The sequence below is a fragment of the Sphingomonas sp. Tas61C01 genome (assembly GCF_052567495.1).
Genome location: NZ_CP199583.1, coordinates 1,289,747 through 1,304,400 on the forward strand (window position 1 = coordinate 1,289,747; position 14,654 = coordinate 1,304,400).

Genomic DNA, 14,654 nt, shown 5'->3' on the forward strand with positions numbered 1-14,654 from the left:
TCATCCTTCAAGCCCCTCCCCTTCAGGGGAGGGGTTGGGGTGGGGCCTATCCCAGCGTGCAGGCGCCCGATCGAGCGCGATGCCGATAGTCTGCGCCACCCCATCCAAATTGTTCATGACATCGCCATTGCCTACGCGAACGACATGAAAGCCGCGTCCGGCCAGATCGTCGTCACGAAGGCGATCCTTGGCTTCGTCATGCGTGTCGCCATCGACCTCCACGATCAGTGCCCGTTGTGGACAGAGGAAGTCCGCAATGAATGGACCGACCACGGACTGGCGACGAAACTTGTGACCGCCGAGTTGCGCACTCGACAGAACCCGCCACAGGCGCTTCTCCGGCTCAGTGGGATTACGTCGCATCGCGGCCGCGCGGTCATGCAACAGCGCAAGGCGTTCCGCGGAGAGTCCCCACCCCCGACCCCTCCCCTGAAGGGGAGGGGAGTTGAGGCGTCGATCTTCGTCCTGCGGCCTCACCCGACCGACCCCTCCAACGAAATCCCCAGCAGCTTCTGCGCCTCGACCGCGAACTCCATCGGCAGTTGCTGCAGGACCTCGCGCGCGAAGCCGTTGACAATCAGCGCCACCGCGGCCTCCGAATCCAGCCCGCGCGACATCGCGTAGAACATCTGGTCCTCGCTGATCTTCGACGTCGTCGCCTCGTGCTCGATCTGCGCGGACGGGTTGCGAACCTCGATATACGGCACGGTATGCGCGCCGCACTGGTCGCCGAGCAGCAGCGAATCGCACTGGGTGAAGTTGCGCACGCCCTCCGCGCTCGGCGCGACGCGCACCAGCCCGCGATAGGTGTTGTCGCTGCGCCCCGCCGAGATGCCCTTCGACACGATCGTCGAGCGCGATCCCTTGCCGAGATGGATCATCTTGGTGCCGGTGTCGGCCTGCTGTCGGTTGTTGGTCACCGCCACCGAGTAGAATTCACCGACGCTGTTCTCGCCCGCCAGCACGCACGACGGATATTTCCACGTGATCGCGCTGCCGGTCTCGACCTGGGTCCACGACACCTTGCTGTTCTTGCCCTGGCAGAGCGCACGCTTGGTGACGAAATTGTAGATCCCGCCGACGCCGTTCTCGTCGCCGGGATACCAGTTCTGCACCGTCGAATATTTGATCTCGGCATCGTCGAGCGCGACCAGTTCCACCACCGCGGCGTGGAGCTGGTTCTCGTCGCGCATCGGCGCGGTGCAGCCTTCGAGATAGCTGACATAGGCGCCCTTGTCGGCGACGATCAGCGTGCGTTCGAACTGCCCGGTATTCTCGGCATTGATGCGGAAATAGGTCGACAGCTCCATCGGGCAGCGGACGCCCTCGGGGATGTAGACAAAGGTGCCGTCGGAAAAGACAGCGCTGTTGAGCGTCGCAAAGTAGTTGTCGCGCTGCGGCACGACCTTGCCCAGCCATTTGCGGACGAGATCGGGATACTCCTTGATCGCCTCCGAAATCGACCGGAAAATTACGCCCGCGGCCTCCAGCTCCTTGCGGAACGTCGTTGCCACCGACACGCTGTCGAACACCGCGTCGACCGCGACACGGCGCGGCGGCGGCGCATCCGGATCGACCACGCCCGCGAGCATCTTCTGCTCCGAGATCGGGATGCCGAGCTTCTCGTACACGCGCAGGATCTCGGGATCGACCTCGTCCAGACTGCCGAGCTTCGGCTTGGCCTTGGGCTCGGCGTAATAATAGGCGTCCTGATAATCGATCGGCGGCACGTTGAGCTTGGCCCAGTCGGGCGCCTCCATCGTCTGCCACAGCGCGAACGCCTTCAGCCGCCAGTCGAGCATCCACTGCGGCTCGCCCTTCTTGGCGGAGATGTAGCGGACGGTGTCCTCGCTCAATCCCTTGGGCGCGAACTCCTGTTCGATGTCCGAGGAGAAGCCCCATTCATAGGTCTTGTTCGCGGCGGCATAGGCTTCGGCGTTGCGGGTGGCCATATTATCCTCGATCCCCCGCGAAGGCGGGGGTCCTGTGTACTGGTGTCAGGTGGGTGCCGGCCGGCGTGGGTGCCGACGACAGGCTCGCCAGGGTAACCCCGGCAAGCGCGCCGCGCACCGCGGTGTTGACGACGCTCCAATGCGGCTTGACCCGGCAGCTGCCATTGATCGCGCAATCGTGATTGGCTTCATCGACGCAGGAAGTGAGCGCGATCGGCCCCTCGACCGCCTCGATGATGTCGGCCAGTGTGATCGTCGCCGGTGGCCGCGCGAGGCGAAACCCGCCGCCGGTGCCGCGCGCGCTCTCCAGCAGCCCGGCCGCGGACAATCGGCTGACCAGCTTCTGCGCGGTCGGCAGCGGCACCCCCGTCTCGACCGCCAGCAACGTCGCGTTCAGACGCGCATGCCCGCCGCAGTGGCGAGCGGCGGCTGACATCATCACGACGGCATAGTCGGCAAGGCTCGAAAGACGCATGGGTTCCAATCGGATCGGATCAGTCCGATTGTAGATGGGCGCGCGAGCCCCTTTCGTCAACCTGCTGCGCTGCGGCAGCAGCCTGCCGTATCAGGTCTCGCTGATGATCGGATGCACCATCCCGCCGAGCGCCCGGCGCCCGCCCATCGTCAGCTGAGTCAGTGGCGCGATCTCGGCCCGCACCTGCCCGGGGGTGAGCCCGGTGAAGTGCTTGATTTCGCGGATCATGTGGCTCTGATCGTAGAACCCCTCGACGATCAGCGCGTCGATATCGGCATCGTGCGAGGCCAGCGCCACCGCCGCGCGCAACGCCCGGTATTTGCGCGCGAGCAGCTTGGGCGGCGCGCCATATACCGCATTGCACCGCCGCTCGACCTGCCGCCGCGACAGCCCGGTCTGGTCGGACAGGTCGTCGATCTCGGGCGAAAAGGCGCCCGCCAGCCAGGCGTCTACTGCACGGACGAAGGCGAGCGCGGGCTGGTGCCCATGCCCGCCGATCAGCATGTGCAGCAACGGCGCCACCGCCGCTGCCATAGCGTCGGCATCCTCCGCCTCCTGCAGCGCCATCGCGGTGCGCATCACCACCGGCCCGAACAGCGCATCGGCATCGAGCACGCGGTTCGCCATAACCGAGGCATTGTTGCCGATCATCGTCGCCCAGCCGAGCGGGGTCAGCCCCATGCCGAACACATGCACCGGCCCGTCGGCACGGGTCCGGACCGCGCCGGTGGTCGGGCCGAGGATATGGTTGTTGCCCGCGATCTGGTCGGATCCGTCGGGGAACAGATAGCCCGCCTCGCCGCCCGACAACCGGAAGCGAAGCTGCGCATGATCGGCCCGCTCGGTATCGTCGAACCGCGGGATATCGGCGCGGAAGCGGTAGAACAGGGTGACGTAGGGCGCCAGATCGGCTCCCGGAATAACATAGTCGAGTTGAATGCCACCCATGTCGCCGACCCCCGTCGACGATGTCCATAGCGTATTATCCGCGTTGGAAAAAGCGGCCCGGCCGTAGGGGCCGGGCCGTAGGTGAAAGCTTCCCGAAGGTCGCTTCCTGGGTCGCAGCACTAATTACGCGCATCCTTGCGCATACGTATTGCATGGAAGCGACGTATTTGGCCGGACCGGGCGCTTTGACGTGTCGCGCTCGTGGTGCGATTGGAGCCGCCATGCCCTTCCCGTTGCGCCCCTTACTCTTTGCGATCGATGCGGAAAAAGCGCATCGGATGACGATCGTCGCACTCGGCGCCTGGGCACGGACCGGTTCGGCCTTTTCCCACGCACCCGACGCGTATCCGCGACTCGCCACCCGAGTCGCGGGCATCGACTTCGCCAACCCGGTCGGGCTCGCGGCGGGCGTCGACAAGGACGGACGCGCGATCGACGGGCTGTTCGGCCTGGGCTTCGGCAGCGTCGAGATCGGTACGCTGACCCCGCTCGCTCAGCCGGGCAATCCGACCCCGCGGCTGTTCCGTCTTCCGGAGGACGACGCGATCGTCAATCGCATGGGCTTCAACAATGGCGGCCTTGCCGCCGCTATGCCCCGTGCGATCGCGGCGCGACGGCGCGGCGTGCTCGGCATCAACGTCGGCGCCAACAAGGATGCTGCCGACCGCGTCGCCGATTACGTCCACGGCGTCCGCACCGCCGCGCCGCACGCTAATTACCTGACGATCAACGTCAGTTCGCCCAACACCCCGGGGCTGCGCGATCTGCAACACGGTGCAGCGCTCGCCGACCTGCTCGCGGCCTGTATCGAGGTCCGCGGCGCGACGCCGCTGTTCCTGAAGGTCGCTCCCGATCTCGACGCCACCGCGATCGACGAGGTCGCCCGCGCCGCGATCGACGCGGGGGTCGACGCGATCATCATCGGCAACACCACGATCGGCCGGCCCGCGACGCTGGTCTCGTGCAACGCGTCGCAAGCCGGCGGCCTGTCGGGCGCTCCCCTCGCCGCGCTCGCCCGGCAGAAGCTGGCGGAGTTCCGCTCCGCGACCGGCGGCGTACTGCCGCTGATCGCGGTGGGCGGGATCGGCGACGCCGCCGAGGCCTATGCCCGCATTCGCGCCGGGGCGAGCCTGGTACAGCTCTATTCGGCACTCGCCTACGAAGGCCCCGGTCTACCTGCGCGGATGATCCGCGAGCTCGACGCGCTGCTCGCCCGCGACGGCTTCGCGCAGGTCGCCGACGCGGTGGGAGCCGGTTGACGTAGCGTCTTGCCCGCCCGGCAAAGCCCGTTAGGGTCGATCGCGATGAAGATGCTCAACGCGCTGCTCGCGCTCACGATTCCGCTCGCCGCCCCGACGATCGCTGCGGCGAAAGCGCCGGCCGGAACGCCCGGCATGGTCACCTCCGCCGATCCGCGCGCGACCGAGGCTGGCCGGACAATCCTCCGGCAGGGCGGCAGCGCCACCGACGCCGCCATGGCGATGATGCTGGCGCTGACCGTGGTGGAGCCGCAATCGAGCGGGATCGGCGGCGGCGGCTTCCTCGTCCACAACGACGGCAAGACCAACCGCATCGACACGATCGACGGCCGCGAAAAGGCGCCGATGGCGGCGACGGATCGCCGCTGGGTCGATGCCGCCGGCCAGCCGCTGTCGTTTCGTGACGCGTTTCCAGGCGGCAAGTCGGTCGGGGTGCCGGGCAACATCCGCCTGATGGCGCTCGCCACCAGCAAATGGGGCAAGCTGCCGTGGAAGGCGCTGTTCGCCCCCGCGATCGCGCTGGCCGAGAACGGCTACGCCGTCACCCCGCCGATGGCGAACGCGACCAACGCCACCTCGCCGCTCTGGGGCGACTTTCCTGCGATCCGCCAGCAGTACAGCGCCGACGGCAAGCCGCTGTCGGTGGGCACCACGGTCCGCAACCCCGCACTCGCCAAGACGCTGCGGATGATCGCGGATCAGGGCGCCGACGCCTTCTATTCGGGCGAGAATGCGCGGGTCCTGCTCGCCGCGGCGACCGGCAGCAAGGTCGCGCCGAGCGACATGACCGCCGCCGATCTCGCCGCCTATCGCGCGAAGGAACGCCCCGCGGTGTGCGGCGCCTATCGTCAATACCGGATTTGCGGGATGGGCCCGCCCTCCGCCGGCGCCACCACGGTGATCGGCGTGCTGACGATGCTCGAACGCTTCGACATGAAGAAGCTCGGCCGCAACTCGCCCGTCGCCTGGCACCTGATCGGCGAGGCGATGCAGCAGGTCTATGCCGATCGCGACAAATACATGGCCGATGCCGACTTCATCGACGTGCCCGTCGCCGGACTGACCGATCGCGCCTATCTCAAGACCCGCAGTGCTGCGCTACGCACCGACGCGTCGCTCTCGGCCTATGCGGCGGGATCTCCTCCGGGCGCCCCCGCGCGGACCGGCGCCCCCTCGTCGGAGGTGCCCGCGACCACCCACTTCATCGCCGCCGATCGCAATGGCGACGTGGTGACGATGACCTCGACGGTCGAAGGTCCGTTCGGCAGCCAGCTGCTGGCCGGCGGCTACGTCCTCAACAACGAGCTGACCGACTTCACCTTCGCCCCCGAACGCGACGGCATGCCGGTCGCAAATCGGGTGCAGGGCGGCAAGCGGCCGCTGTCGTCGATGGCGCCGACGATCGTGTACCTGAAGGGCAAGCCGGTGTTCGCGGTCGGCGCCGCCGGCGGGCGGACGATCCCGATGCAGGTCACCAAGACGCTCATCGCGCATCTCGACTGGGGCCTGTCGGCCCGCGATGCGCTGGCCGAACCGGTGATCTATTATAATCGCGACGGGCTGGTCGTCGAACAGGGCACTCGGCTCGAAGCGATGATCCCCGCGCTGGAAAAGCTCGGCCACAAGGTATCCGCCAGCCGCCTGCCGCTGAAAGCCAATGCCGCGGAGAGGACCGCGAAGGGCTGGGTTGGTGCTGCGGATCCGCGCAGCGTCGGCACCGCACTGACCGAATAAGAACACCCTCGTCCGTTCGTCTGGAGCAGCCGTCGAGCATCTGTTCCGCCGCCGGGTAAGAAGGGGAACAGGAGAGACCAATGCGCAGGCTCGAATATTTCCCGAACCTCGTCACGATGTTCTTCGTGCGGGCGCGCGAGAAGGGGGACGCGCCCTTTCTGTGGATCAAGCGGGAGGGCGGCTGGCGGGCGACCAGCTGGGCGGACGCGGCGCGGCAGGTCGCGTCGCTGGCGGCGGGGCTGAAGGCGATCGGTATCCAACGCGGCGACCGGGTGATGCTGGTCAGCGAGAACCGGCCCGAATGGTGCCTGAGCGATCTCGCGATCATGGCCGCAGGCGCGGTAACGGTGCCGACCTACATCACCAACACCGAACGCGATCACCGCCACATCATCGAGAATTCGGGCGCCAGCGCGGTGATCGTGTCGACCGCCAAGCTCGCCAAGACGCTGCTGCCCGCGGTGCTGGGGTCGAGCCGCACCCAGACCGTGATCGGCATCGACGACATGCGCGCGCCCTCCGCCGGGCTCGATTTCCATAGCTGGCACAAGCTGATCGCGGACCACCCCACCAGCCCGGAGGCCGCCGCCGCCGAGGCCGATTTCAAGCGCGAGGACCTCGCCTGCATCATCTACACCAGCGGCACCGGAGGCGCGCCGCGCGGGGTGATGCAGCATCACGGCGCGATCCTCCACAATGCCGCTGGCTGCGCCAACGTGATCTCGGAGGATTTCGGCTGGGATGACGAGGTCTTCCTGTCGTTCCTGCCGCTCAGCCACGCCTATGAACACACCGGTGGCCAGCATTTCCCGATCGGCCTCGGCGGCCAGATCTATTACGCCGAAAGCCTCGACAAGCTCGCCGCCAATATCGAGGAGACCCGCCCGACGATCATGTTCGTGGTGCCGCGGCTGTTCGAGGTGCTGCGCGCCCGGATCATCAAGACGATCGAGAAACAGGGCGGCGCATCCGCCTATCTGCTCGATCAGGCGCTCGACATCGGCGTCCGCGAATATGAGGGCCGCGTCCGCCTGATCGACCGGCCGAAGCAGCTCGCGATACGTGCGCTGTTCAAGCCCAAGATCGCGCGCAAGTTCGGCGGTCGGCTGAAGGCGATGGTGTCGGGCGGCGCGCCGCTCAACGTCGATGTCGGCATGTTCTTCCAGGCGCTCGGCCTGACCTTCCTGCAAGGCTATGGCCAGACCGAGGCCGGGCCGGTGATCTCGTGCAACCGGCCCAAGGTCGGGTTGCGGATGGATTCGGTCGGCCCGCCGCTGATCGATACCGAGGTGCGGATCGCGGACGACGGCGAAATCCTGGTCCGCGGCGAGCTCGTGATGCACGGCTATTGGCGCAACGACGCCGAGACGGCGCGGGTGTTGCAGGACGGCTGGCTCCACACCGGCGACATCGGCGACATCGACGCCGCAGGGCGGATCGCGATCACCGACCGCAAGAAGGACCTGATCATCAACGACAAGGGCGACAACATCGCCCCGCAGAAGGTCGAGGGGATGCTCACCCTGCAGCCCGAGATCGTTCAGGCGATGATCGCGGGCGATCGCCGCCCCTATATGGTCGCGCTGATCGTGCCCGATCCGGAATGGACCCAGGAATGGTGCGCCCGCCTCGGCAATCGATGCGACTTCGCGTCGCTCGCCGCCCACCCCGAATACCGCGCCGCGCTTTCGGCCGCGATCGACCGGGTCAACAAGGACCTGTCGGTCACCGAACGCATCCGCCGCTTCGTCCTCGCCGACGGCCCGTTCACGATCGAGAACGAACAGCTGACGCCCTCGCTCAAGATCCGCCGGCACGTGCTGAAGCAGGCTTATGGGGAAAGGCTGGACGCGCTGTACAAGGGGTGAGCCGGTTTTCCTCCATACACCCTGGCGAAGCCGGGGCCCAGGTGCGAGCGCGTGGTAACGGAAGGGTGCCCATCATCACGACCCTCTCCCACCTGGGCCCCGGCCTCCGCCGGGGTAGTAGAAGAAGACGCGAGCGCGTTGCCCCCTCACTTCGCCTTCGGCACCACCGCCATCGTCCAGTCCTTCTCCGGCACCAGATACTTCGCCGCGGTCGCCTGCAGCGTCGCCGGCGTGACCGCGCCATAATCGCGGCCGATGCGCCGGGTCGCGTCGATCCGGTTGTCGTCATAGGCGCCGCCGGAAAGCTCGCGCAGCCAGAACAGGCTCGACGTGGAGGCGCGCTGGTACAGTTCCTGTAACGGCCCCTTCACACGCTGCAGCTCGTCGTCCGACACCGGGTTCTTGACGAGGTCGGCCGCGATCTCGCGCGACATGCGGAAGAACAGGTCGACCTTGTCGGGCGCGATCTGGCTGATCGCGGCCAGCCGCCCGCCGCCAGCCAGTCCCTTTGGCCAGGAACTCGCGACGCCGGGGCTGTAGCTCGCACCCGCCGCCTGGCGCATCTTTTCGAACAGCCGGTCGCTGAACACCTGCGCCAGCACCTCGAGCTTGCGGCTCTCGGCCAGGTCGCGGCTGCCGCCGCCGGTCGGCCACGCGATCACCGCCGCGGCCTGGTTCGCGGCGCCTTCGTGGGTGCGCATCACCGGCGTGGTCACGTGCGCGGGGAAGCGGACCGGGGGCGGCGCGTTGCGCGCTGCCTTGCGCGGCGGCAGTGCCCCGAAGCTGCGCGCGACCGCTGCGATCGCCTCGTCGGGCTTCACGTCGCCGAAGATGTCGATCTCGATCGGTCCGCTCTCGATCAGCGGCTTCCAGAAGGACTTGAAGTTCTTCGGCGTGAGCGCCGCGATCTTGGTCTCGTCGGGCGTCACCCAGCGCTGGTCGCCGTCGTGGAGCAGCCCTTCGAGATCGCGCGACAGCACGCCGTCCGCCGACGCCACATAGCCCGGGATCGCCGATCGTGCCGCCACCTTGGCGCGCAGCACCGGCGCCGGGTCCCAACGCGGCGCGGCGAGCTTGGTCGCCATCAGCGTCAGCTGGTCGGCATAGTCGCGCGGGCTGGTCAACGCCGCGATCGAGAAGGCGTCGTCGTCGATCCCGAAGTCGAGCCCCATCTGCCGGCCCGCGACCAGCTGGTCGATATCGTCCTGGCCGAGCTCGCCGATCCCGCCCTCCATCAGCGCGAGATCGCCCGCCCAGGCCGGGCTCGGCTTGCTGGCGGGGATGGCGTTGTACCCCGCCCCGAACCGCACCCGGACGAACACCCGCCCGGTATCGTCGGGGTTCGAGAACAGCAGCATCTTGACGCCGTTCGCGAACTCCACCTTTTCGACCGGCAACCCGACGATCTGGACGTGCTTGTCGATCTTGCCCGGCGCGCCGAGCTTGGGCAGCCGCGTGAAATCGACCGCGGCCTGCGCGAGGCGCTTGCCCGCCAGCCCGGTGACGTCGGTCTTGAGTGCCGCAGTCAGCTTCGCCGCGACGCCCGCATCGGCGACGCGCGTGTTGATGAATGCCCGCGTCGTGACGCCTTCGAAGATCCGCTTGGTCGACGCGAACACCGTCTCGGGCGTGAACATCCCCGCAGCCTTGGCGTCCTTCAGCACCTGGTATTGGTTGTCGGGCGCGGTCACCGTCTCGCGGATGTCGAGCGCGCCGGCCATGTCGTCGGCCTGCTTGGCGCTCGCCTCGACCCGCGCGGTCTCGGCGGAGTTGCGCAGCGCGGCGTCGTAATCGGCATATTCGCGGTCGACCTCGGCCTGGGTCGGCGGGGTCGCCTGGGCGTCGGCGATCACTGCGCGGACGTCCTTCAACGCCGCTTCCCAATTGTCGCCGACCGGCAGCACCGTGACCGTCGTCATGTTGGCGGATTGCGACCGATCGTCGAGCGAGACATCGGCCTGGAGGAACGTGCCTCCGGCCCGCGCACGGCGCTCGAGCCGCCGGCTGATCACCCGCGTCGCCAGCGTGTCGACCATCCGCTTCTGGTTGAAGATGCGGGTGTCGTTGTTGAACACCCAGGGCCGCAGCGTCGTCAGCATCACCAGCGGCGGCAGGCCGGGCTCGACCAGCGTCCCGACGGTCGGCTGAGTCGGATCGGGCTTGCCGAAATCGGGCGCCGGTTGCGCCGGGCCGACGCCTTGCCACCCGGCGAAATTGCGGACGACGAGCTTCGCCAGCACCGCCGCATCCATGTCGCCGGAGACGATCACCACCGCGCGGCTAGGACGGTACCAGCGATCGTGGAACGCCTTCACGCTCGCGCCTGTCGCCGCCTCGAGCATCTTGATCGTGCCGATCGGTGAGCGATCGGCGAGCGGCTGGCCGGCGAAGAAGGTCGCGTTGACCGCATCGCCGAGCCGCACCTGCGCCCCCGGCTGCTCGCGTTGTTCGGCGAGCACGATCGGCCGTTCGGACGCGACGCTCGCCTCGGTCAGGACCGGGCTTTCCATCATCCCCGACAGGATCTTCAGGCTCTCGTCTACCGTGGTCTCGGTCGCGGAAGGCAGGTCGAGCTTGTAGAGCGTCTGGGTCGGCGTGGTCGACGCATTCGAATCGGATCCGAAGGTCGCGCCGAAGCGCTGCCACACCCGCTTGGCCTCGCCGTCGGGCACGTATTTCGATCCACGGAACGAAAGATGCTCGATGAAATGCGCATAGCCGCGTTCGTTGTCGTTCTCGTACAGCGAGCCCGCGTCGATCCGTACCCGGATCGACACCTGCCCCGGCGGCACCTGGTTGCGACGGACCGCGAAACGCAGGCCATTTGGCAGCGCGCCGAAGCTCCACGCCGGATCGGGCGGCAGATCGCTGCCCTTGTAGAGCCAAGGCGTGGTGTCGACCTTTGGGGTCGCGACGACTGGCGCGGGCACCGGCTTTGCCGGGCGCGCGGGCCGCGGCTTGCGAACCTGGCCGGTCGCGGGGCCGGCGGCGGGGAAGGTCAGCGATAAAGCTAGGACGGACGCGAGTACGCGGGTGGGAAACGCCATGGCCCGCCTTGTAGCGGCGGAAGCGCGCTGCCGCCAGCGATCACGCCATGTCCATGCGATCGCCATGTTTTCGACCAAAACGCGGCTTACCGGTCGCATGCGGGCGATCTCCGCCGATGGGTGTGAAGATGACGGTCGGAGTGGAAGACAGGGCGTTCGCTGGGCCGGCGCAGGCCGTGGCGACTCTCGCCGCGGACCCCGATCGGCCGCTGATCATCCGGCTCGGCAAGCATTTGCGCGGCACCTTCGACCGGCTCATTGCCGCGTCGTCGATCGTCGCCAACGATCCGGTGCTCGACGTCCGGCATTTCGCCTGGACCGCGATGCTGCGCGATCATTGGCAGGCGATCCGCGACGAGGCGGCCGCGGTGGCGCTCGACGGCCAGACCGCGCCCAGCCTCGCCACCATCTCCCCCGATCACCGCGCAATCGCGGAGGTCGGCAAATGGCGGTCCTTCTTCCTTTGGGGCTATGGCTACCCGATCGACGACAACCTCGCGCGCTGTCCAAAAACTCGCGACATTGTCGAGCGCATCCCCGGCCTCAACAGCGCCTTCTTCTCGATCCTCGCGCCGGGCACGCACATCCCCGAGCATCGTGGCGTCACCAAGGGGCTGATCACCTGCCATCTCGGCCTGATCGTGCCGCGCACGGGCGATCTGCGCATGCGCGTCCACGACCGCGTGGTCCGATGGGCGGAGGGCGAGACGCTGGTATTCGACGATACCTACCGCCACGAGGTGTGGAACGAGACCGAGGAAACGCGGGTGGTGCTGCTCGTCCAGTTCGAGCGGCCGTTGCGCAACCCGGGCAAGTGGATCGCGGACCTGTTCCTGCGGATCGTCCGCCGATCGGCCTTCGTGCAGGAGGCGCGCTCGAACATCGCGCAGTGGAATGCGGCGGTGAAGCTGCTTGACGCTTGACGCTTCTAACTCTCCGTCATTCCCGTTTGCGCAAGGCTGACGGAGGTAGAGGGGAGGGCCGCAGCTCACCTTCGCTCCCGGAAACCCTCCCTTTCCCCCGAAAACCTTGCGCCGCCCCCTCCCCCGCGCCACATGCTGGGGCATGTTGATCGAGACCGAACCCACGCCCAACCCGGCAACGCTCAAGTTCCTCCCCGGCCGCACCGTGATGGATGCGGGCACCCGCGACTTCGCGACACCTGAGGAAGCCGAGGTCAGTCCGCTCGCCGAGGCGATCTTCTCGCTGGGCGATGTAACAGGCGTGTTCTTCGGGCGCGATTTCGTCTCGGTGACGGCGGCGCCCGGCACCGAATGGTCGTCGCTGAAGCCCGACGTGCTCGCGATCCTGCTCGATCATTTCTCCGCCAACATGCCGTTGTTCCGCCAGGGCAGCGCCTCGTTCAGCGTCGGCAGCGACGATCCGATCCCGACCGACGATCCCGCCGATGCCGACATCGTCGCGCAGATCCGCGAGCTGATCGACACCCGCGTCCGCCCGGCGGTGGCGAACGACGGCGGCGACATCGTTTATCGCGGGTTCGACAAGGGCAAGGTGTTCCTGGCGATGCAAGGCGCGTGCTCGGGCTGTCCGTCGTCGACCGCGACGCTGAAGAACGGCATCGAACAGCTGCTGAAATACTACGTTCCCGAGGTCACCGAAGTCCGCGCGGTCTGACCGCCTCGCCGCTCCCCACGCGAAAGTCTCTCATGGCAAACCCTCTCGACGACGGCGCGCTCGACACGCTGTTCCGCACCGCGCGCACCTATAACGGCTATACCGACGAGCCGGTGGGCGTGGATCGGCTCCATGCGATCTGGGAACTGATGAAGTGGGGACCGACTTCCGCGAACCAGCTTCCCGGCAGGCTCGTCTGGTGCGTGTCGGACGAGGCCAAGGCGACGCTCGCCGATGCCTGCTCCGCACAGAACAAGCCGAAGATCCTCGCCGCACCGGTGTCGGTGGTGATCGGCATGGACATCGACTTCCACGAATATCTTCCCGAACTGTTTCCCCATGCCGACGCCAAGTCGTGGTTCACCGGCAACGAACCGCTGCGCCGCGAATCGGCAATGCGTAATTCGTCGCTGCAGGGCGCCTATTTCATCATGGCTGCGCGCGCGCTCGGGCTCGACACCGGGCCGATGTCGGGGTTTGACGCCGCTAAAGTCGACGCTGCGTTTTTCTCCGACACGCCGAGCGTGAAGACCAACTTCATCTCCACCCTCGGCCATGGCGATCCCGGATCGATCTACCCGCGCAGCCCGCGGCCGGCGTTCGAAAAGTTCAACCGGATCGCCTGATCGCGTGCGTACGCTGGTCATCGATACTGCGACCGCAGCCTGCTCGATCGCGCTGATCGAGGATGGCGCCGTGGTCGCGCGGGCGCACCAAGTGGTCGGCCGCGGTCATGCCGAGCGACTGGTGCCGATGATCGCGGCGCTGCCGGACGGCGGCCGCGCGGATCGGATCCTCGTCGATGTCGGGCCCGGCAGCTTCACCGGATTGCGGGTCGGGATCGCCGCCGCGCGGGGCCTGGCGCTCGGCTGGGACGCTGACGTCGCTGGTTTTTCCTCGCTCGCGCTGATCGCCGCGCGTGGCTTCGCGGACCGCCCCACCGACGATCTTGCGGTCGTGATCGAAGGCGGGCATGGCGAGGTCTTCATGCAGTCGTTCGCGCCCGGCCCGGCACCGATCGCCGACCTCGCCTCGCTCAGGCCCGAGGCCGCCGTGCTGGCGATCGACGGGCGCCCAGCTATCGGTAACGGTCTCCGCTGGATCCAGGCGATCCACCCCGCGCAGGAACTGCGCGACGCGCTGCCCGATGCCGCCGACGTGGTGCTGCTGCCGCCCGCGCTCTGCGCGCTGCCGCCGCGCCCGATCTATGGCCGCGCGCCCGACGCCAAGCCGGCGGTGTGATGGCGACCCGCTCGATCCTTCTGCGCACCGGCGACGCCCGCGACATCGCGCTGGTCGACGCGCTGATGGCGACCGCCTTCGAGCCGCGGTTCGGCGAGGCATGGACCCGCAGCCAGAGCCTCGGTGTGATGGCGATGCCCGGCGTCCGCCTGACGCTGGCGCTGATCGACGACGAGCCCGCCGGCTTCGCGCTGGTTCGCAGCGTCGTCGACGAGGCCGAACTGCTGCTGCTCGCGGTCGATCCGCGGTATCGCCGCCGCGGCGTCGCCACCGCGCTGCTCCGCGGGATCGTCGACGACGGGCGCGCAAGCGGGGTCGCCGATCTGCATCTGGAGGTCCGCGCCGGCAACGACGCGGTCAGGCTCTACACCGCGCACGGCTTCGCCAAGGTCGGCGAACGCCGCGGCTATTATCGCGGTAATACCGGCCAAGTGTACGATGCGCACACCTATCGTCGAGCACTCTAGCAAGCCGAACGCTTGTTGCGAGTC

General features: G+C 67.7%; 13 protein-coding genes. 8 read left to right on the forward strand and 5 right to left on the reverse strand.

Annotation, left to right across the window (positions count from 1 at the left end):
* The 4 genes from ACT009_RS06125 to ACT009_RS06140 form a co-directional block, all read right to left on the reverse strand.
* Positions 1-384, reverse strand: coding sequence for an endonuclease domain-containing protein (locus tag ACT009_RS06125; protein WP_445193453.1), 384 nt, complete (start codon positions 382-384; stop codon positions 1-3).
* Between the two features lie 89 nt (positions 385-473).
* Entirely contained in the window at positions 474-1,952 is a 1,479-nt protein-coding gene (gene sufB / locus ACT009_RS06130) for a Fe-S cluster assembly protein SufB (protein ID WP_445193454.1), read from the reverse strand.
* 1 nt (position 1,953) lies between these two features.
* On the reverse strand, positions 1,954-2,427 hold the full coding sequence (locus ACT009_RS06135) for an SUF system Fe-S cluster assembly regulator (RefSeq protein WP_445193455.1): 474 nt from the start codon (positions 2,425-2,427) through the stop codon (positions 1,954-1,956).
* A gap of 90 nt (positions 2,428-2,517) precedes the next feature.
* On the reverse strand, positions 2,518-3,375 hold the full coding sequence (locus tag ACT009_RS06140) for a helix-turn-helix domain-containing protein (protein WP_445193456.1): 858 nt from the start codon (positions 3,373-3,375) through the stop codon (positions 2,518-2,520).
* A gap of 221 nt (positions 3,376-3,596) precedes the next feature.
* Here ACT009_RS06140 and ACT009_RS06145 point away from each other — a divergent pair, with 221 nt between their 5' ends.
* From ACT009_RS06145 to ACT009_RS06155, 3 genes are all read left to right on the forward strand, one after another.
* Entirely contained in the window at positions 3,597-4,634 is a 1,038-nt protein-coding gene (locus tag ACT009_RS06145) for a quinone-dependent dihydroorotate dehydrogenase (protein WP_445193457.1), read from the forward strand.
* A 51-nt stretch (positions 4,635-4,685) separates the two neighbouring features.
* Positions 4,686-6,368, forward strand: coding sequence for a gamma-glutamyltransferase (gene ggt, locus ACT009_RS06150; protein ID WP_445194031.1), 1,683 nt, complete (start codon positions 4,686-4,688; stop codon positions 6,366-6,368).
* An 80-nt stretch (positions 6,369-6,448) separates the two neighbouring features.
* Positions 6,449-8,236 (forward strand): AMP-dependent synthetase/ligase, encoded by a 1,788-nt coding sequence (locus ACT009_RS06155; protein WP_445193458.1) that lies wholly within the window; start codon positions 6,449-6,451, stop codon positions 8,234-8,236.
* A 146-nt stretch (positions 8,237-8,382) separates the two neighbouring features.
* Here ACT009_RS06155 and ACT009_RS06160 read toward each other — a convergent pair whose 3' ends face one another.
* The gene (locus ACT009_RS06160) at positions 8,383-11,283 is read right to left on the reverse strand and encodes a M16 family metallopeptidase (RefSeq protein WP_445193459.1); all 2,901 of its coding nucleotides are present in this window, start codon (positions 11,281-11,283) and stop codon (positions 8,383-8,385) included.
* A gap of 128 nt (positions 11,284-11,411) precedes the next feature.
* Between ACT009_RS06160 and ACT009_RS06165 the strand changes: the two genes are divergently transcribed.
* From ACT009_RS06165 to ACT009_RS06185, 5 genes are all read left to right on the forward strand, one after another.
* Complete coding sequence (locus tag ACT009_RS06165) at positions 11,412-12,206, forward strand: aspartyl/asparaginyl beta-hydroxylase domain-containing protein (RefSeq protein ID WP_445193460.1); 795 nt, start codon at positions 11,412-11,414, stop codon at positions 12,204-12,206.
* A gap of 142 nt (positions 12,207-12,348) precedes the next feature.
* A complete protein-coding gene (locus ACT009_RS06170) occupies positions 12,349-12,921 on the forward strand; it encodes a NifU family protein (protein WP_445193461.1) in 573 nt (190 codons plus the stop codon).
* 32 nt (positions 12,922-12,953) lie between these two features.
* Positions 12,954-13,547: a malonic semialdehyde reductase gene (locus tag ACT009_RS06175; RefSeq protein WP_445193462.1), complete on the forward strand. Its 594-nt coding sequence runs from the start codon at positions 12,954-12,956 to the stop codon at positions 13,545-13,547.
* 4 nt (positions 13,548-13,551) lie between these two features.
* Positions 13,552-14,163, forward strand: coding sequence for a tRNA (adenosine(37)-N6)-threonylcarbamoyltransferase complex dimerization subunit type 1 TsaB (gene tsaB, locus ACT009_RS06180; RefSeq protein ID WP_445193463.1), 612 nt, complete (start codon positions 13,552-13,554; stop codon positions 14,161-14,163).
* On the forward strand, positions 14,163-14,630 hold the full coding sequence (locus tag ACT009_RS06185; RefSeq protein ID WP_445193464.1) for a GNAT family N-acetyltransferase: 468 nt from the start codon (positions 14,163-14,165) through the stop codon (positions 14,628-14,630). The genes tsaB and ACT009_RS06185 overlap by 1 nt, the downstream gene beginning before the upstream one ends.
* Positions 14,631-14,654: the final 24 nt, after the last annotated feature.